Source organism: Corynebacterium sp. KPL2825 (assembly GCF_037908445.1).
In the GTDB taxonomy this organism is placed as follows: Bacteria; Actinomycetota; Actinomycetes; order Mycobacteriales; family Mycobacteriaceae; genus Corynebacterium; species Corynebacterium kefirresidentii.
Genome location: NZ_JBBMGI010000005.1, coordinates 148,082 through 165,807, shown reverse-complemented (window position 1 = coordinate 165,807; position 17,726 = coordinate 148,082). Strand labels below are relative to the sequence as shown.

At 59.8% G+C, this 17,726-nt stretch carries 18 protein-coding genes and 1 tRNA gene; 14 read left to right on the top strand and 5 right to left on the bottom strand.

What is annotated here, in order from left to right; all coding sequences use genetic code 11:
• Positions 1 to 118: 118 nt before the first annotated feature.
• The 4 genes from nrdF to WMQ00_RS05760 all read left to right on the top strand — a co-directional run bounded on the left by nrdF (position 119) and on the right by WMQ00_RS05760 (position 5,162).
• Complete coding sequence (gene nrdF, locus WMQ00_RS05775; RefSeq protein WP_023020854.1) at positions 119 to 1,108, top strand: class 1b ribonucleoside-diphosphate reductase subunit beta; 990 nt, start codon at positions 119 to 121, stop codon at positions 1,106 to 1,108.
• A gap of 342 nt (positions 1,109 to 1,450) precedes the next feature.
• Positions 1,451 to 3,145 (top strand): aa3-type cytochrome oxidase subunit I, encoded by a 1,695-nt coding sequence (gene ctaD / locus WMQ00_RS05770; RefSeq protein WP_023020855.1) that lies wholly within the window; start codon positions 1,451 to 1,453, stop codon positions 3,143 to 3,145.
• 102 nt (positions 3,146 to 3,247) lie between these two features.
• Positions 3,248 to 4,438: a phosphoserine phosphatase SerB gene (gene serB, locus WMQ00_RS05765; RefSeq protein WP_239204915.1), complete on the top strand. Its 1,191-nt coding sequence runs from the start codon at positions 3,248 to 3,250 to the stop codon at positions 4,436 to 4,438.
• Positions 4,431 to 5,162, top strand: a complete 732-nt coding sequence (locus WMQ00_RS05760; RefSeq protein ID WP_023020857.1) for an aminoacyl-tRNA hydrolase — start codon at positions 4,431 to 4,433, stop codon at positions 5,160 to 5,162. Before serB ends, WMQ00_RS05760 begins: the two co-directional genes overlap by 8 nt.
• Here the strand turns inward: WMQ00_RS05760 and WMQ00_RS05755 are convergent.
• The gene (locus WMQ00_RS05755; protein ID WP_023020858.1) at positions 5,128 to 7,107 is read right to left on the bottom strand and encodes an ATP-dependent DNA helicase; all 1,980 of its coding nucleotides are present in this window, start codon (positions 7,105 to 7,107) and stop codon (positions 5,128 to 5,130) included. The genes WMQ00_RS05760 and WMQ00_RS05755 overlap by 35 nt on opposite strands.
• Positions 7,108 to 7,125: 18 nt before the next feature.
• Positions 7,126 to 8,454, bottom strand: coding sequence for a nicotinate phosphoribosyltransferase (locus tag WMQ00_RS05750; protein WP_034655966.1), 1,329 nt, complete (start codon positions 8,452 to 8,454; stop codon positions 7,126 to 7,128).
• Between the two features lie 122 nt (positions 8,455 to 8,576).
• On the opposite strand from WMQ00_RS05750, the gene clpS reads away from it, so the two are divergent.
• The 8 genes from clpS to rdgB all read left to right on the top strand — a co-directional run bounded on the left by clpS (position 8,577) and on the right by rdgB (position 13,996).
• Positions 8,577 to 8,903, top strand: coding sequence for an ATP-dependent Clp protease adapter ClpS (clpS, locus tag WMQ00_RS05745; protein ID WP_023020860.1), 327 nt, complete (start codon positions 8,577 to 8,579; stop codon positions 8,901 to 8,903).
• A gap of 4 nt (positions 8,904 to 8,907) precedes the next feature.
• Positions 8,908 to 9,444 carry a DUF2017 domain-containing protein gene (locus WMQ00_RS05740; protein ID WP_023020861.1) on the top strand — a complete coding sequence of 179 codons (537 nt, stop codon included), beginning with the start codon at positions 8,908 to 8,910 and terminating at the stop codon, positions 9,442 to 9,444.
• Complete coding sequence (locus tag WMQ00_RS05735; protein ID WP_239204921.1) at positions 9,444 to 10,370, top strand: P1 family peptidase; 927 nt, start codon at positions 9,444 to 9,446, stop codon at positions 10,368 to 10,370. Before WMQ00_RS05740 ends, WMQ00_RS05735 begins: the two co-directional genes overlap by 1 nt.
• A gap of 13 nt (positions 10,371 to 10,383) precedes the next feature.
• Positions 10,384 to 11,037 carry a rhomboid family intramembrane serine protease gene (locus tag WMQ00_RS05730; RefSeq protein WP_023020863.1) on the top strand — a complete coding sequence of 218 codons (654 nt, stop codon included), beginning with the start codon at positions 10,384 to 10,386 and terminating at the stop codon, positions 11,035 to 11,037.
• Positions 11,037 to 11,816, top strand: a complete 780-nt coding sequence (gene murI, locus WMQ00_RS05725) for a glutamate racemase (protein ID WP_023020864.1) — start codon at positions 11,037 to 11,039, stop codon at positions 11,814 to 11,816. The genes WMQ00_RS05730 and murI overlap by 1 nt, the downstream gene beginning before the upstream one ends.
• A 72-nt stretch (positions 11,817 to 11,888) precedes the next feature.
• The gene (locus WMQ00_RS05720; protein ID WP_023020865.1) at positions 11,889 to 12,650 is read left to right on the top strand and encodes an MBL fold metallo-hydrolase; all 762 of its coding nucleotides are present in this window, start codon (positions 11,889 to 11,891) and stop codon (positions 12,648 to 12,650) included.
• Positions 12,651 to 12,665: 15 nt separating this feature from the next.
• The gene (rph, locus tag WMQ00_RS05715; RefSeq protein WP_005323955.1) at positions 12,666 to 13,394 is read left to right on the top strand and encodes a ribonuclease PH; all 729 of its coding nucleotides are present in this window, start codon (positions 12,666 to 12,668) and stop codon (positions 13,392 to 13,394) included.
• The gene (rdgB, locus tag WMQ00_RS05710; protein ID WP_023020866.1) at positions 13,388 to 13,996 is read left to right on the top strand and encodes an RdgB/HAM1 family non-canonical purine NTP pyrophosphatase; all 609 of its coding nucleotides are present in this window, start codon (positions 13,388 to 13,390) and stop codon (positions 13,994 to 13,996) included. The genes rph and rdgB overlap by 7 nt, the downstream gene beginning before the upstream one ends.
• Here the strand turns inward: rdgB and WMQ00_RS05705 are convergent.
• Together WMQ00_RS05705 and WMQ00_RS05700 are read right to left on the bottom strand one after the other, a co-directional pair.
• A complete protein-coding gene (locus WMQ00_RS05705) occupies positions 13,993 to 14,337 on the bottom strand; it encodes a DUF3817 domain-containing protein (protein ID WP_023020867.1) in 345 nt (114 codons plus the stop codon). The genes rdgB and WMQ00_RS05705 overlap by 4 nt on opposite strands.
• A 2-nt stretch (positions 14,338 to 14,339) precedes the next feature.
• Positions 14,340 to 14,762, bottom strand: coding sequence for a hypothetical protein (locus tag WMQ00_RS05700; protein ID WP_023020868.1), 423 nt, complete (start codon positions 14,760 to 14,762; stop codon positions 14,340 to 14,342).
• A 90-nt stretch (positions 14,763 to 14,852) separates the two neighbouring features.
• Here WMQ00_RS05700 and WMQ00_RS05695 point away from each other — a divergent pair.
• Together WMQ00_RS05695 and WMQ00_RS05690 are read left to right on the top strand one after the other, a co-directional pair.
• A tRNA-Leu gene (locus WMQ00_RS05695) sits at positions 14,853 to 14,937 on the top strand.
• Between the two features lie 74 nt (positions 14,938 to 15,011).
• The gene (locus WMQ00_RS05690; RefSeq protein ID WP_232212609.1) at positions 15,012 to 15,602 is read left to right on the top strand and encodes a hypothetical protein; all 591 of its coding nucleotides are present in this window, start codon (positions 15,012 to 15,014) and stop codon (positions 15,600 to 15,602) included.
• On the opposite strand, the gene WMQ00_RS05685 is transcribed toward WMQ00_RS05690, so the two are convergent.
• Positions 15,603 to 17,513, bottom strand: a complete 1,911-nt coding sequence (locus WMQ00_RS05685; RefSeq protein ID WP_284836071.1) for a solute carrier family 23 protein — start codon at positions 17,511 to 17,513, stop codon at positions 15,603 to 15,605.
• Between the last annotated feature and the right edge of the window lie 213 nt (positions 17,514 to 17,726).

The window sequence follows — 17,726 nt, the reverse complement described above, 5'->3', positions numbered from 1 at the left end:
CCGAAGTAACTGGAATCAGTATAGGTAAGTGGTATCCAGCACAATGGCTTAGAGGGCGGGCGAATTGGGTATGCTGGAGACCTGAATTTGTCCGTTTTTAGTATTGGAGTGACGCCGCGTGTCGCACGAGTACGATGACTACGTTTCTAGTCATGAAAAGCCAGTTAAGGCCATTAACTGGAATAGCATCCCGGATGAAAAGGACCTCGAGGTATGGGAGCGCCTCACCGGTAATTTCTGGCTGCCAGAAAAGGTCCCAGTCTCCAATGACCTTCCCAGCTGGAAGACGCTGACAGAGAAGGAAAAGGAAACCACCATGCGGGTTTTCACCGGCCTGACGCTGCTGGATACCATCCAGGGCACCGTCGGTGCGATTTCCCTCCTCCCGGATTCCCAGACCCTGCACGAAGAGGCGGTCTACACCAACATTGCGTTTATGGAGTCCGTGCACGCCAAGTCCTATTCCAATATCTTTATGACCTTGGCGTCCACACCCATGATCAACGATGCCTTCCGCTGGTCCGAAGAAAACGAGAACCTGCAGAAGAAGGCCAAGATCATCTTGTCCTATTACAAGGGCGAGGATCCGCTGAAGAAGAAGGTGGCCTCCACTTTGCTGGAGTCCTTCTTGTTCTACTCCGGCTTCTATCTACCGATGTACTTCTCTTCCCGCGCGAAGCTCACCAATACCGCCGATATCATTCGCCTGATTATCCGCGATGAAGCCGTGCACGGCTACTACATTGGCTACAAGTTCCAGCAGGCCTATAAGCAGCTGGATGAGGAGCGCCAGGCGGAGCTGAAGGAATACACCTTCGACTTGGTCTACGACCTGTATGACAATGAGATCGACTACACCGAGGATCTCTACGATGACTTGGGCTGGACTGAGGACGTTAAGCGCTTCCTGCGCTATAACGCCAATAAGGCGCTGAATAACTTGGGCTTCGAGGGGCTCTTCCCGGCCGATGAGACCCGCGTTTCGCCGGCCATTTTGTCCTCGCTTTCCCCGAACGCCGATGAGAACCATGATTTCTTCTCTGGATCCGGTTCTTCCTATGTCATTGGTAAGGCTGAGGACACCACGGATGACGACTGGGACTTCTAAGCATTCCCGCTGATCAGCGTGGTCTAGCGGCACACCTTCTGCTCTAAATCAATCGAAAGGTTGATAACGAGCGGGGGTGTGTTTTCGCGTTTTGGGGGTGCACAATTAAGCGCGTCTGTGACATATAGCACGGTAATTGGGGGCCGAAAATCCGTGCCGGAATTGGCGGCCGCGCCACGTGCAGGGCCTATGTGAAAGATGTGGTTAGTGTCGAGGCGTGGTCGTGCGGCTCATCATTGGGGGAAGCTGGAAAGAACAAGGGAAAATGGCCTAATATAATGCGAGTAAACCTAGGTGTAGGTGGGCCCTGCCCACAGGCACTTTGTTAATCAGGAGGATTTTATGACCGCTGTGGCGCCACGGGTCGACGATTACGTCGCCCCTACACGTCCAGAGCCAACCGGTAATGCGAAGACCGGTTCAAAGGCTTGGGTATTTCTAACCACCACCGACCACAAGCAGCTGGGCATCATGTACTTGATCATGTCCTTCAGCTTCTTCTTCCTCGGTGGCTTTATGGCACTGTTGATCCGCGCGGAGCTGTTCACCCCGGGTCTCCAGTTCTTGTCTAATGAGCAGTTCAACCAGCTGTTCACCATGCACGGCACCGTGATGCTGTTGCTGTTTGCAACCCCAGTTGTGTGGGGCTTTGGTAACTACATCCTGCCGCTGCAAATTGGCGCGCCGGACGTGGCCTTCCCGCGTCTGAACGCCTTCGGCTTCTGGGTTACCCTGCTGGGCGGCACCGTGATGCTGCTGGGCTTCGTCACCCCAGGTGGTGCAGCTGACTTCGGCTGGACCATGTACATGCCGCTGGCTGATGGTGTCCACACCCCTGGCATTGGCGCCGATATGTGGATCGTCGGCGTGGGCGCTACCGGTGTCGGTACCATTGCCTCCGCTATCAACATGATCACGACCATCCTGACCTTGCGCGCACCGGGCATGACCATGTTCCGCCTGCCGGTATTCAGCTGGGCCGTATTCACCGCATCCGCCATCGTGCTGATGATCTTCCCGCTGCTGACCGCTGCAGCACTGGGCGTCCTGTATGACCGCAAGCTGGGCGGCCACATCTACGATTCCGCTAACGGTGGCGGCATCCTGTGGCAGCACCTGTTCTGGTTCTTCGGCCACCCTGAGGTTTATGTCCTTGCACTGCCATTCTTCGGCGTTGTTTCTGAGGTTGTTCCGGTCTTCTCCCGCAAGCCGGTCTTCGGCTACATCGGCTTGGTCTTCGCACTGCTGGCCATCGGCGCCCTGTCCATGGCTGTGTGGGCTCACCACATGTTCGTTACCGGCGCTATCCTGTTGCCGTTCTTCTCCTTCATGACGTTCCTTATTGCGGTGCCTACCGGCGTTAAGTTCTTCAACTGGGTCGGCACCATGTGGAAGGGCCACATCACCTGGGATACCCCGATGATCTTCGCTATGGGCTTCATGGCAACCTTCCTCTTCGGCGGCATGACCGGCGTTATGCTGGCATCCCCGGCATTGGACTTCCACTTGGCTGAGTCCTACTTCTTGATTGCTCACTTCCACTACACCCTGTTCGGTACCGTTGTGTTCTCCGCCTTCGCGGGTCTGTACTTCTGGTTCCCGAAGATGACCGGCCGTATGCTGGATGAGCGTTTGGGTAAGATTCACTTCTGGCTGACCTTCATCGGCTTCCACGGCACCTTCTTGGTTCAGCACTGGGTAGGCAACATGGGTATGCCGCGTCGTTACGCTGACTACTTGGAGTCTGATGGCTTCACGGTCTTCAACCAGATTTCCACCATCTTCTCCTTCGTCCTCGGCGCCTCCGTCATCCCGCTGATTTGGAACGTATTCAAGTCCTGGCGCTACGGCGAGATTGTCACCGTGGATGACCCATGGGGCTACGGCAACTCCCTCGAGTGGGCAACCTCCTGCCCACCGCCGCGCCACAACTTCGTGTCCCTGCCGCGTATCCGCTCCGAGCGTCCGGCCTTCGAGCTGCACTACCCGCATATGGTTCAGCGCATGCGCGAGGAAGCACACGTGGGTAGCCACTAAAGCGAAGTAACTCGCACAAACTCCTGACTTAAGCCGCCTCCCAGCCCTTAATGGGCAATGGGAGGCGGCTTTGGCGTATCTTCTGTACCCCCACATGCGATAATGGGCGGCGTGAGTACTCAAGCTGATACCAATGCAGTCATCACCACCAGCGGGCCGGATAAGCCTGGGGTCTCGGCGGCCTTTTTCCGCGTTCTGGCGGCCCATAACGCCACGCTTGTCGACGTCGAACAAGCCATCTTTTCCGGCCGCATTACCCTCGCTGCCCATACCCGCATTCCTGGGGCGCGCGCCGAGCAAATTGCACAGGGGCTGCGCAATACCTTGAGCATTTACGGTCAGCAGGTATCCGTAGACCTGCGGGAGGAAAAATCCACCGCTCGAGCCCGCTCGAGCTATGTGGTGGTCCTCATGGGCACGCAGGTTACCGCCCATCACATGGAGGAAGTTGCCCGCGTACTGGCCAACTTCGATGCCAATATCGATCGCATCCGCGGGCTTTCAACCTCTCCGTTGACCGGGCTGGAGCTTTTCCTATCTCTCGATGGTTCCGCCGCACCTGTGCGCCAGGCATTAGCGGAGCTGGCGCAGCAGATCGGCATCGATATCGCCATTGAACCCGCGGGCCTGGGTCGGCGTTCCAAGCGTTTGGTGTGCTTCGACTGCGATAGCACCCTCATTCAAGGCGAGGTCATCGAGATGCTGGCCGCCCATGCGGGAAAGGAGAACGAGGTTGCCGCAGTAACAGCCCGGGCCATGCGCGGGGAGCTGGACTTTGAGGCTTCCCTGCGTGAGCGCGTCGCCGTGCTGGAAGGGCTGGATGCCGCCATTATCGATGAGGTGGCCCGCGATATTCATTTGACTCCAGGCGCCCGGGAAACCATCGCCACGTTGAATCGCATTGGCTACCGCACTGCGGTGGTCTCCGGCGGATTCATTCAAGTATTAGAGGGCCTAGCTGCGGAGATGGAATTGGACTATGTGCGCGCCAATACCTTGGAGATCGCAGATGGGAAGCTCACCGGCCGGGTGACCGGCAAGGTGGTTGACCGCAAAGCGAAGGAGGAATTCCTGCGGGAGTTCGCCGCGGATTCGGGGGTAAATATGCGGCAGACGGTGGCCGTGGGCGATGGCGCCAATGATATCGATATGATTTCTGCTGCTGGGCTGGGGATTGCCTTTAATGCTAAACCGGCCCTGCAGGAAGTGGCGGATACCTCTGTAAACCACCGGCGGCTGGATGAGGTCCTGCAAATTTTGGGTATTCCGGCCGAGGAGGTTGTTGATGAATAAATTCGACAGAGCGCATCAGCGTTTGGTGGAAGCCTGTGATTCACGCTCCTGGCGCGATGATCCCGAGAACCCAGATGATCCGGCCACGATTCAAGCTATGCAGATTGCGCTTAATCTGCCGAAGCAGGAGCCGCCGACACGTACGGCGGTGCTAGAAGCGGCCGCGCGCGCTGTGGTGGCGGTGTGCCTCGACGAGCGCGCGGGCGAGGACGGCGCCTTCGCGCAGGCGCTGGGGCAGTGGTATGGCCACCGCATCCGCAAGATCGTCCGCCGCGCGCGCAATAAAGCGTGGCGCGATGTACAAAGCCTGCCCGGCGTGACCGTAGCGGACCGCGCCCGTGCTTTTGCGCCCTCGGCCGTAGCAGAGGTGGATCCTCTCATTGCCAAGCTGCAGATCGGCCACACCGACCTTGCCTATGACGAACCCGGAGCTCCGCTTAGCGATGCCCCCGTTATCTACGTCGACCGCAGCCTCGACATGTCTGCGGGCAAAGTCGCGGCACAGGTAGGCCACGGCTCGATGATGCTGGCCGCTGCGATGTCGGTGGATGAAGCACGCGACTGGGCAGAAACTGACTTTCGGCTTTCGGTGCGCGAGGTTTCCGCGACGGATTTTCGCACCGCCTGCGCACAGGACGGCGCCGTGGTCATCGTTGACGCCGGCTTTACGGAAATCGCGCCAGACTCGGCTACCGTGTGCGCCCTGCGGCGACCAATCGCTTAAGCGCACCCCGGACCGTGCTCGCGTCAGTGGTCTGCCAAAAGCGCGGCATGGAGGCCTTGAGGAAGCTGCCGTAGCGCTTATACTCTAGGCGGTTATCAAGCACGGCGACCACGCCGCGATCGGTCACGTGGCGCAGCAGACGGCCGGCTCCCTGCGCCATCAGCAAGGCGGCGTGATTGGCGGAGACCTCCATGAACCCGGAGCGGCCGGCGGCATCGGCTGCTTGGGCGCGCGCCTGCATGAGGGGATCGTCTGGGCGAGGGAATGGAATGCGGTCGATGATGACCAGCGAGCACGCCGGCCCTGGCACGTCCACGCCCTGCCATAGGGTAAGCGTTCCGAAGAGGCAGGAGTTTTCCTTCTGCGAGAATTTCTCTACTAGCGCACCGATGGAATCTTCGCCCTGCACGAAGAGGTCAAACGGGATACGGGGTTTGAGCGCGGCGGCTGCTTCTTCCGCGGCCCGGCGAGAGGAAAACAATCCGAGAGTGCGCCCGCCGGCGGCCATGATGAGCTCATAGATCTCCTCGATCGATTCTTTAGACAGCCCATCGCGGCCCGGAGCGGGCAGATGCTTGGCGGTGTATAAAATGCCGGATTTGGCTGGGTCGAAGGGCGTGCCCGCGTCCAAGGTGTCATAGGTGCCGCTCGGCATGCCCCACTGTGCGGCCATAGCATCAAAGCGGCCGCCGAGGGCGAGAGTGGCCGAGGTAAGCACAACAGTTTGTTCCCCAAAGAGGTTCTCGCGCAGCATGTGGGCGATGGACAGGGGTGCCACGGCGAGGGTTTCGGCGTCGCTGCGCGGATCGCGTTCGAGCCAGACTACGTCGTCCTGCTTGGCTGGGTCATCGGTGGCGAAGACCTCCAGCATGCGTGATACGGCTTGCGCGAGGTCGGAGAGGTGGTTGCTTAAGTTTTGGCGCTCGGCGTTCTTTTCTGGGTCATCGGTGGCCTCGCCTTCGGGGGCGCGTGAAACGAGAGACTTAACGCGCAGGAACTCTTCGGCAAGCGCGCGCAGGTGGCTCTGCGAAGTTTCATCCAAGTCGGTCCACCGCCCGGGCTCCTGGATTTTCATCAGGTCATCGAATTCCTCGGCCAGATCCGAAAGATTGCCGGCATTGCCTAAGGACTTCGCGCGGTTGGCGGCCATCTTGATGGCGCGGGTAGTAATCTCCGCGGTGGACACGGAGGTGATCCGGCCGTCGAGCTCGTGGGCCTCATCGATAATGGCCACGTCGTGTTCGGGCAAAATATTTGCCTCAGAGATAGCGTCGATGGCCAGCATGGCGTGGTTGGTGACCACGATATCGACGTCGGCAGCCGCCCGGCGAGCCTCTTCCGCAAAACAGTCTGGCCCGTGCGGGCAACGCGAAGCCCCCAAACACTCGTTTGACGTTACCGACACCGCCCGCCACACCAGGTCCGGTACACCTGGCTCGAGGTCATCGCGGTCACCAGTTTCGGTTTCCTGTGCCCACTCGTGGATGCGGCGCACGGCCTTGCCGCGGCGGGAGATTTCGGATTCGTCGATAAGAGCTTCCGGATCATCCGGGGTCGCCGCAATCTTATTCATGCACAAGTAGTTATTGCGGCCCTTCATGATGGCGAAGGTAGGAGTGCGCTCCATAACGGGGGCAAGGGCCTTCGTGAGCCGGGGCAGATCGCGCTCCACCAGCTGGCGCTGCAATGCCAGGGTAGCGGTGGAGACGATGACGGTGGACCCTGAGTTCATTGCATGCCGGATAGCCGGGACTAGGTAGGCCAGCGACTTACCGGTGCCGGTACCGGCCTGCACTGCTAAGTGGCGCTCCTTATCGAGCGCGGCCGCGACGGCCGTGGCCATGCGCACCTGGCCTTCGCGCTGGCTACCACCCAACGCAGCAACGGCCTTGTCCAGCAGCGTTTCCGTGTCGAGGTTTAGGGGCTCATCTGCGTGCTCACTCACCCCACACAGTCTAGCGGCCTACTTTTTAAAGCCCACCATCCGTGTGGGCACTGCTGCTTCATCGCGGGAGAGCGCTAGGCCTTCCCACGGCAGGGTCTTGCGGGCCTGATCCAAATACTCGCGGGAGGCATGCAGATCCGGCAGCTCATCCACGATGTGTCCATCGCGCATGAGCGGAATGGTCATCTCGCGGGTATCGAGCTGGCCGGTATCTGGCGCGGGCGCGTCAAAGGGATAGACGATCTCTTCCACCGCCACGCCCGAGGAACGGTAGGTGCGTAGCGCGCGCTTGGCACCGCCGACGGACTGCTTGGAAGTAGAGCGCTTGGCCACTGGGATGCCGTCTACTTCTACGACCTTGTAGACCATGCCGGCGGTCGGTGCGCCAGACCCGGTTGCCACAGACGTACCGACGCCGTAGACGTCTACCGGATCGCCGCGCAGGCCGGCGATAGCGAACTCGTCGAGGTCGGAAGAGACCACGATATTGGTGTTGTGGTTGCCCAAATCATCCAGCTGTTTGCGCACGCGGCGGGTAACGGCGCCCAAGTCACCGGAATCTATGCGGACCCCACCTAGCTGCGGGCCACCTACTTTCACTGCGGTTTCTACGCCCTTGGTGATGTCATAGGTATCCACCAGTAACGTGGTGTCCACGCCCAAGGTCTCGATCTGGGAACGGAAGGCGGCCTCTTCGTTCGGAGTGCCATCCGGGTTTGTGTGCGCCAAAGTCCAGGAGTGGGCCGCGGTGCCGGAGACAGGGATGCCGTAGCGGTAGCCCGCCTCCAAATTGGAGGTGGCTTCGAAGCCAGCCAGGTAGGCCGCGCGGGCGGAGGTTACCGCCGCATACTCGTGGGTGCGGCGCGAACCCATCTCGATAATCGGGCGGCCATCGGCCGCCGTGACCATGCGGGAGGCGGCCGAGGCCACCGCGGAATCGGCATTCATGATGGACAAAATAACGGTCTCCAAAATGAGGCACTCTCCAAAGGTGCCGCGCACCGTCAAGATGGGGGAGTTGGGGAAATAGAGTTCACCCTCGCGGTAGCCGTCAATCTGCCCAGAAAAGCGGTAGTGACGCAGGTATTCCTTGGTTTTCTCATCCAGGAAGTCCATCTCTGCCAATTGATTGGCTGAAAAGCGGAAATCCTCCACCGCCCGCAGGACCCGCTCGGTGCCGGCAACCACGCCGTAGCGGCGCTCATTGGGCAGACGGCGGCCGAATACCTCGCAGGTGACCTGGCGGTTTGCCGAGCCGTCTCGCAGCGCGGCCTGGAGCATAGTGAGCTCGTATTTATCCGTCAGTAAAGCGGTGGAGCGATCATTAGGAATAGCTTTGTCATTCACGTGAGTGATAATACCCACTGACTAGGTGTTTTTCAGAGGTTTAGATTCTTTGGACCTAGATTGTCCGCAGCCAGATCGGGCTGGCCCACAATAAATCCCCAAAAGTGGTTAGGCTAGAAAGCATGAAGGCGCAATTTCCCGTAGTCCGCATGAGCTCTCCTATGGCTACGCCCGAATTGGACGAAGAAATCGACGTAGATGTGGCCACGAGCGAGAACCTCCCGTGGATGTGCATCGTGTGGGATGACCCAGTCAACCTCATGAGCTACGTGTCCTATGTATTCCAAACGGTTTTGGGATACGACAAGAAGCGGGCCAATGAACTCATGATGCAGGTCCATACTGAGGGCAAGGCCGCCGTCTCCAGCGGCGAGCGAGACAAGATTGAAGCGGACGTGAAAAAGCTCCAGATCGCTGGTCTGTGGGCGACGATGCAGCAGGCAGGTTAACTAGATGCAACCGTGGAAGAAAAAGAAGTCCCTTATGCGCGCGCCAAAAATTACGGCTGTCTTCGAGCCGATGGAGCGCGAGGTTTTGGGAGATCTCACCGCTACCGTCTCTGAGGCGATCATCGAGCGTGCGCAGTCTGCACCTAAGGATGAGCTAGCAGAGATGCTGGATATGCCTACTGGGCATACGGAAGCCCCAGAAGATCCTTCACTGGCCCGCCTCTTTCCAGACTTTGAAATGCCCGGCGATGAGGAATACGAAGGCGATGCTTCTTTGCTGCGTTCGCTGCACGAAAATGACATTGCGCGCGCCAAATTGGAAAACCTCCAGGTGATCGGCACGGCTCTCGGCCCCACCGGTGGGGTAGAGGTCAGCATTAATGAGCAGGAGGCCCACGCCTTCGTTGCCGGCCTAAACGATCTGCGCCTCTACGTTGCGGCGGGCGATGTTTCTGATGACAACCTGATGTTGGACCGCGATAGCCTGGTGGAATGGCTTGCCTTTTGCCAGGATTCGCTACTTCAGGTGCTGATGGATTAATGCTGGGCGGCATTAGCATCGGGCATTTTAGCGGCACCGATACCGGCGTCACGGTGCTCTATTGCGGGCCGGGCGGCGCGCTCGGCAGCGTCGACGTGCGCGGTGGCGGACCAGGCACCCGGGAAACGGATCTCTTGCAGCCACATAATACGGTCGAGCGGGTTCACGCAGTGGTGTTGTCGGGCGGCTCCGCCTTTGGCTTGGCAGCCGCGGACGGCGTGATGAATGAGCTGGCAGAGCAGGGGATTGGCTTCCCGGTCTTTGGCGAGGAAAAACCCGGTCCGCGTGTGCCCATCGTTCCCGGTGCCGTCATTTTTGACCTCTTGGTCGGGCCTTCCCGACCCGGGCCGGAAGAGGGCGCGGCCGCGCTCCGAGCCGCGCTGGCGGGCAATGATGAAACCATGGGCACGGTGGGAGCCGGCGTGGGTGCTACCGCCGGCAAGCTGCGGGGTGGCTTCGGCCTAGCTACGCGCCGGGTAGGAAATTACGAGGTTAGCGCCGCGATGGTCGCCAACCCTGTGGGTGAGGTCATCGATCCGCAGTCCGGCCGGCTCTACGGTGCGCCAGGGAGCACCGCGGTCAATGCTGCTGCCTACCGCGCCTTGCCACATCCAGCGGAGTCCAAGCTCAATACCACCATCGGTGCCGTGCTCACCGACGCCCCCATTAACACTGCCCAAGCCCAGCGCTTGGCCATGACTGCCCACGATGGCATCGCCCGCGCGGTGCGTCCTGCGCATTCACCGCTAGATGGTGACACCATCTTTGCCTTATCCACCGCGCAGCGCCCGGCCGAACTCAGCACGCAGATAATGACCCAGATTTGCGCCGCTGCCGCCGATGCCGTGGAGGAAGCGATTGTCAACGCGGTTACCGCCGCCGAGCCTGGCTTGGGCTTGAGCGTGTACCGCGATCTGCTGGACTAAGATAAGGCGCATTATGACTTCAGGTGGAACATTTAACTACCGGCCGGCGCCCGCGGGCCAGGTCAATCGTGGCGATTCCAAAAACTACACTCGCAGCGGGCGCATCACCACCGGATTTTCTATAGCTTTTGGCTTCCTCGTGGTGGAGTGGGCGGTCCACATTATTAACGCGTTCCTTTTTGGCGGCCAGCTATCCAATTACGGCATTCGCCCGCTGGACTTCAACGGCATCTGGGGCATTTTTACCGCCCCACTGCTGCATGCAAACTTTGAGCACCTCATGTCCAATTCGGTGCCCGGCGCCATTTTCTGCTTCCTTATCGGCCTGTCCGGCCGCAAGGCTTGGTGGGAAGTTACCCTGATTACCACTCTGGTCGCAGGCCTTGGCACGTGGTTCATTGGTGGCCCCGGTACCTCCCACATCGGGGCGTCCAGTTTGGTCTATGGCTGGCTGGCATATCTGATTGTGCGCGGTATCTTCAATCGATCGCTCATCCAGACCATTTTGGGCATTGTTCTCGGCTTTGCCTATTCCGGCTTGGTGTGGGGCGTGCTGCCCGTCTACGAGGGAGTGAGCTGGCAAGGCCACCTTTTCGGCGCCATCGGCGGCATTCTAGCCGGCATGACCATTACCTCGGACGATCCGGTTAAGGCAGTGAAGCGCTAATGCCTACCGCAACCTCTCCAATTGGCATCTTTGATTCCGGCGTGGGCGGGCTCACCGTGGCACGCGCAGTGATGGAACAGCTGCCGCAGGAATCTGTCATCTATACCGGCGATACTGCCCATAGCCCCTACGGACCGCGGCCTATCTCAGAAGTCCGCGCTTTTTCTCAGGACGTGGCGGATCGGCTGGTGGAACGTGGCTGCAAGATGCTGGTCATAGCCTGCAATACGGCCACCGCTGCCTTCTTGCATGATGCACGCGAGCGCTACGATATCCCCATTGTGGAGGTCATCCGCCCCGCGGTGCGCCGTGCCATGTCCACCACGCGCAACGGAAAAATCGGCGTCATCGGCACCGAGGGCACCATCAAATCCGGCGCCTATCAGGACCTTTTTGCGCTCAACCCGAAGGTGCAGGCATTTGCTACCGCCTGCCCGGATTTTGTTCCCTTTGTCGAGCGCGGTATTACCGCCGGCCGCCAGATCCTCGGCGTCGCTGAGGGCTACTTGGCCCCGCTCCAAGCACAAGGAGTAGACACGCTGGTCTTGGGCTGTACGCATTATCCGCTGTTGACCGGCATCATCCAGCTAGCTATGGGCGATAATGTCTCGCTGGTGACATCTTCGGAGGAAACCACCAAGGACGTTATGCGGATTCTCACGGAAACCGATATGTTGGCCCCTGCGGATACTCAGCCGGTCCACACCTTTGAATCGACCGGTGACCCGGAAGCCTTTGCCCGCCTTGCCACGCGCTTTCTCGGCCCGCGGATTGCATAAGTAGGTGCAAATTTCTCCCCCGTTTGCACGTTGAGTACGCATGCGGGGCGATTTCATGGAACTATTGAGCCCATGAAGCTGACCATCTTAGGCTGCTCCGGTAGCGTCCCCACCGCCCAGAACCCCGCCTCCGGCTATTTGCTGTCCTTCGATAATGCGCCGTCCATCGTCCTCGATATGGGCCCTGGCACCTTAGCGCAGCTGGAACAGCAGCAGGATCCTTGCGATGCGCACGTGGCTTTTAGTCACCTGCATGCCGATCACTGCCTGGATTTCCCCTCTCTGATGGTGTGGCGCCGCTTCCATCCCACGGCGCCCGCGGCCTCAAGAAATATGTGCTTCGGGCCGGAGGCTACGCCGACGCACCTGGGCCGCCTGTCTTCCGATGAGGTCGATGGCATCGATGACATGTCCGATACCTTCGCCTTTAGCGCATGGGAGCCGGGCGAGCGCCAGCTTGTCGACGATGTATATATCACTCCCTTCCCGGTCACCCACCCGGTAGAGGCCTATGCTTTGCGCGTGGAACATACTAAGACGGGCCAGACCATCACCTACTCCGGTGATTCTTCATATACGCCCGCGCTTGTCGACGCCGCACGGGGCGCCGACATTTTCCTCTGTGAGGCAGCCTGGGGCGCGAGCTCGGAGGGGATGGCACCGGATATGCATATGTCGGGCGCGGAAGCTGGCAGGGCGGCGCGCGAGGCGGGCGTGGGCAAGCTCGTGCTCATCCACATCCAACCGTGGGGCGATGCCCAAGCTACCTTGGAGGCCGCTCGCTCCGAATTCGACGGTGAGATTATCCTCGGCGCCGCGGGTATGGAGTTCTAAGATACGCTGGACGGCATGACTGAATTTACTCGTGCCGATGGGCGCGCGCTGGACCAGATGCGCAGCGTCCGCATTACCCGCAATTTCACCACCAACCCGGCCGGCTCGGTGCTGGTGGAGTTTGGCAATACCCGCGTCATGTGCACCGCATCCGTAGAATATGGCGTGCCTCGCTTCAAGCGCGATTCGGGCGAAGGCTGGCTGACCGCCGAGTACGCCATGTTGCCTTCCGCCACCCACGACCGTATGCCGCGCGAATCCATGAAGGGCAAGGTCAAGGGCCGCACCCATGAGATTTCCCGCCTCGTCGGCCGCTCCCTGCGCGCCGCAGTGGACTTGGAGGAGCTAGGGGAGAACACCATTCAGCTCGATTGCGATGTCCTCCAGGCTGATGGCGGCACCCGCACTGCCTCTATCACCGGCGCCTATGTTGCGCTGGCTGACGCCATCGCGCACCTCAAAGCCGAGGGCGTCGTCCCCGGCGAGCCGCTACTTGATCCCATCGCTGCAGTCTCGGTAGGCATCATTGACGGCGAAATCTGCCTTGATCTGCCTTATGAGGAGGATTCCCGCGCCGAGGTCGACCTGAATGTAGTGATGCAGGAATCCGGCGACTTCGTTGAAATCCAGGGCACCGGTGAGCACGGTCTCTTTGGCCGAGAGGAGCTCAACGAGATGCTCGACGTAGCGCAGAAGGGTTGCCGCGAACTCATCGCCGCACAGAAGGCGGCGTTGGGGTGGTAATTCTCGTCGCGTCTAATAACCCTAAGAAGCTCGGCGAGCTGGAACGGATTCTGGCTGATGCCGGCATCGAGGGTGTCGAGCTGCGCCCGCTTTCCGCCGTGGAACCTTATCCAGAACCGGTAGAAGATGGCCGCACTTTTGCCGATAATGCGCTCATCAAGGCCCGTGCTGGCGTGGCCGCTACCGGTTATGCCACCGTGGCGGATGATTCGGGCCTCGCTATCGAAGAGCTCAACGGCATGCCCGGCGTGCTTTCCGCCCGTTGGTCCGGCCAGCACGGCAATGACCAGGCCAATAATGACTTAGTCTTGGCGCAGATGGCCGATGTCCCTGATGAGCGCCGTGCCGCAGCCTTTGTCTCGGTCTGCGCGCTCGTCACGCCCGAAGGCGCAGAGCACGTGGCCGAGGGCCGCTGGGAAGGCCGCTTCTTGCGCGAGCCGCGCGGGGAAAACGGCTTCGGCTATGACCCACTCTTCCAGCCGGAAGGCGAGTCCCGATCGGCTGCAGAGATGTCCCCAGAAGAAAAGAACGCGGTCTCGCATCGCGGCCGCGCTCTTAGTCAACTTGTCCCCGCCATCGCGGAGCTTGTCCACAACTCTTAGAGTTGGAACTCCTCCGTGATTTCCTTGCGGCGCTTGTGCTCCATCCAGAAGGACAGGAAGGGCACCACGCCCGCAAGGGCGGTGGTAAAGAGCTTGCCCACCGGCCACAGCGCGCGCGGGCCGAGGATGAGGATGGACAGCAGGTAGGTCATGTACGCGATGCCGTGCACGATCGCGATATAGGTGGCCCACTCGGGGATATCCATGCCAATGATGTACTGGCAGACCATGCGGATGACCAGGATGATCAAGAAGATACCGGTCACAGTGGCCGCGATGGAGAAAAACTTCAAGGGTCCGCGGATGCGGGCTTGGCGGGCGGGGTGAACTTTATTGGTCATAATCAGCTTTCTTCATTCTCGCCGCGCCGGCGGCGCGGGGTATTCATGGCGTTGAACGTTTCCACATCCATCTGGGGCCGCTGGGGCAGGAAATCCTCATCAATTTTGGTTTCTGCCTGCGGCTGTGTGGGAGCGTCGGCCGGGGCGGTTTTGTCTGTGTCATCCATGTCGCGGACTTCTTCCTCGGCCGCGAGGCGCTCGTTTTCATAGCGCAGCGTGGTGCGATAGGCATAAACCACGAACACGGCAAACAGTGGCCACTGGAAGGCATAGCCCAGGTTTTGGAAGGTGCCCGAGCCGGAGCGGAAGCGGGTCCATTGCCAATAGGCCAGGAATAGGAAGAGCACGACGAAAAACGCGATGAGGAGGACGTGCCACCATCGCACCTGCACGCGCTTGTTTTTCTGTTCCTCTTGAGTGCTCACGCGTTCCACCCTACCCACCAACGGCCGGAAAACAGAACACCCCTGGTTTCTGGATTACCCGCCCACCGTGTACACTATGTCAAGTCCCCCGCGCCCGTGGCGGAATTGGCAGACGCGCTAGATTTAGGTTCTAGTGTCTTATGACGTGTGAGTTCAAGTCTCACCGGGCGCACCATAGGCGCCGTCGACCCTCGTGGTCGGCGGCGTTTTCGCATATCACCGTCCGTATTTCACCCTAAGATGGGCATTATGAAAAAGCTGTTTTCCACCCTTATCGTTGTCATTCTCATCGCCGCCCTGGCGGTAGCTGCGGTGGTGGTGTGGCAAGTCCGGGAACCGGTGGACGTGGAGACCGAATCGAGCAATACCAAGGTCATCAAGGCCGTGGAGCGCGAGGAACAGGTGGTGCTCGTCTCCTTGGGGATTGAGGGAATATCGGAGGAGTCCGCTACCAGCACGCTGTGGAATTGGCAGGTCCCAGGCAGTGAGCGTACCCAATACATCAAGTACTCCTACCGCGCGAAGCTCGGCATTGAAGGATCCCAGGTGCACGTAGAAGAGGAATCCCCGCACCACTTCCGCGTGCAGATCCCAGAGTTCATTTTCATTGGCCACTCGGATGAGAACTTCGAAACCGCGGTGGAAGATAATGGCGCGCTGAGCTGGATTACCCCGGATATCGATAAAGCGGAAACCATCACCAAGATTCTGGATGAGGACAAAAAGAAAAAGGACATCGCGGATAATCGCGATGTCCTCCAAAGCCAGGCCAAGCAGTTCTACACCGGCATTATTTCCGGCGTGGACCCGGAGGCTGAGGTAGATTTTTCCTTCCGGTAGCTAGTCCACCTCGGTGAACTTGCGGTCCCAGGAAGAACGGACCGGGTTGGCATCGGCCAGCAAGATATCGAAGCGGTCGTTGGCAATCTCTACGATCTCACCCATCGCGGTGCGGTACTCCTGCTCTGGGGAGTTAGCCAGCCTGCGTACGCCGGCGTCAATGACGCGGTCAACGGTGTCATTGGTATCCAGATAAGCCACAAAGGGCATATCGAAGCGCTCGCGGTAGGCGGCGGAAAGCTCGGTAATGCGCTCGGTCTGCACATCATCCAAGTCGGTTAGCCCCAAGGAGCCGCGGTCGGCGGAGATGGTGGCGGCTTCGTCGGCGTCGGCAAGCAGCAGCTCATCCATGGCAGGGTAATCGTGGATGAGGGCAGCACGGCGGGAATCATCCGCGGTCAGCACGGCTACCTGAATGGCGGCGCGCAGCTCATTGACATCGCTGAAAGGCCGCGACTCCCACGCCAGTTCGAGCGGCCACGTCTCGTTATTGAACAGCGGGCGCAGCGCGGAGACGAATTCCTCGCGGGAGGCATTGTTGAGCTGCTGTAGGCTTACGCTCTTGCCGACGGCCCGAGACACCTGCGTGCCCTGCTTTCCCCCGGTGTGGAAGAACAGCAGGTTAAGCACGATGGCGGTAATGGCGCCGATGGACATGCCGGAGGAGACGAAGGTTTGCGCCCACTCCGGGAAGGCCGTGGCGATATCCGGCTTGAAGGTCACCAGCATGGCCAAGCCGAGCGCGGAAGTGACGATGACGGAATTGCGGCCATCGGAAAGATCGGCCTTGGCGATGGTCTGTAGGCCCACCCACGCTACGTTGGCGAAAAGCGCCAGGGAGGCGCCGCCAAGCACAGGGGAGGGGATGGCGGCCACGACCGCACCGGCCTTGGGCAAAATGCCCAATACCATCATGAATCCGGCGGCAGCCACGGCCACCCAGCGCGATTTCACGCTGGTCAGGCGGACCAGACCGACGTTTTGTGCAAAGCAGGTATACGGGAAGGAATTCATTACGCCGCCCACCAGGGTGGACAGGCCATCGGCGCGGATGGCGCGCACGACATCATCGCGACGGATGCGCTTTTTGACAATCTCGCCGGTGGCAAAGACATCGCCAGTGGTCTCCACCATGGTGATGATCATGACAATGATGAGCGAGAAAATAGCCACCACGTCGAACTTTGGCATGCCGAAGTAGAACGGGGTGGTGATACCGAGAGCGGGGGCGGAGGAGACTTCGCTAAAGGAGGCGTCGCCTAGCACGAGCGCCACGCCCGTACCCAAGACTAGGCCGATGAGCACGGCCAGGGTGCCTAGGAAGCCAGAGGAAAAACGCTGCACCAAAACGATGACCGCGAGCGTGCCAAAACCGTAGAGCAGGTCACGGGTGGCTGGAACTCCCTCGGCGTAATTGACAAAGTCATTGGCCGAAACCCCCAATAGTGAAGTGCCCATCACCAGCAGGACCGAACCGGTGACCACCGGCGGGAAGAAACGCAGCACTTTGCCAAAGACCGGCGCCGCGAAGAAAGTAAACAGGCCGGCGACGATGATGGCGCCATAAATGGTCGGCAGCGAGGCCACCCCGCCTTCGCCGTCGGTTGCGCCCAGGCCAATGGCAATAATCGGGGAGACGGCCGTTGTGGTTACGCCCTGCACGATGGGCAGGCGCACGCCAATGCGCTTGCCGACGCCCATGGACTGAATGATCGTTGCTATGCCACAGGTCAAAAGGTCCGCATTGATGAGGTGGATGGTGGTTTCCGCATCCAGGTTAAGCGAGCCGGCGATGAGCAGCGGAACGATAACCGCCCCGGCATAAAAGGCCAATACGTGCTGCACGCCTAAGGCAGCTAATTTGGGGGCGGGTGGGACGGTATCTACTGGATGCTTGGGCTGGGAAGCCACGAAGTCCTCCTTTGTGCGGAAGCGAAGCTGAACGGGTTTAACAGTAGAGGTTCGTGCAGGTAGCGGCCAAAAAATCGGGGTGATGAGGAACACGTTCGGGGCTAGTTCACCCCCGATCTAAGACGTACGTGCGTTCTGCATGAAATCACTAACCAGCGAAACAACACGACCGGTTTATTTTTAGCCTTTCCAACGTCTGCTGAACTTGTTATT

Coding starts and splice junctions, on each gene's coding strand:
- ctaD (WP_023020855.1), top strand. CDS start 1,451: ATGACCGCTGTGGCGCCACGGGTCGACGATTACGTCGCCCCTACACGT.
- serB (WP_239204915.1), top strand. CDS start 3,248: ATGGGCGGCGTGAGTACTCAAGCTGATACCAATGCAGTCATCACCACC.
- WMQ00_RS05760 (WP_023020857.1), top strand. CDS start 4,431: ATGAATAAATTCGACAGAGCGCATCAGCGTTTGGTGGAAGCCTGTGAT.
- clpS (WP_023020860.1), top strand. CDS start 8,577: ATGAAGGCGCAATTTCCCGTAGTCCGCATGAGCTCTCCTATGGCTACG.
- WMQ00_RS05740 (WP_023020861.1), top strand. CDS start 8,908: ATGCAACCGTGGAAGAAAAAGAAGTCCCTTATGCGCGCGCCAAAAATT.
- WMQ00_RS05735 (WP_239204921.1), top strand. CDS start 9,444: ATGCTGGGCGGCATTAGCATCGGGCATTTTAGCGGCACCGATACCGGC.
- WMQ00_RS05730 (WP_023020863.1), top strand. CDS start 10,384: ATGACTTCAGGTGGAACATTTAACTACCGGCCGGCGCCCGCGGGCCAG.
- murI (WP_023020864.1), top strand. CDS start 11,037: ATGCCTACCGCAACCTCTCCAATTGGCATCTTTGATTCCGGCGTGGGC.
- WMQ00_RS05720 (WP_023020865.1), top strand. CDS start 11,889: ATGAAGCTGACCATCTTAGGCTGCTCCGGTAGCGTCCCCACCGCCCAG.
- rph (WP_005323955.1), top strand. CDS start 12,666: ATGACTGAATTTACTCGTGCCGATGGGCGCGCGCTGGACCAGATGCGC.
- WMQ00_RS05705 (WP_023020867.1), bottom strand. CDS start 14,337: ATGACCAATAAAGTTCACCCCGCCCGCCAAGCCCGCATCCGCGGACCC.
- WMQ00_RS05690 (WP_232212609.1), top strand. CDS start 15,012: ATGAAAAAGCTGTTTTCCACCCTTATCGTTGTCATTCTCATCGCCGCC.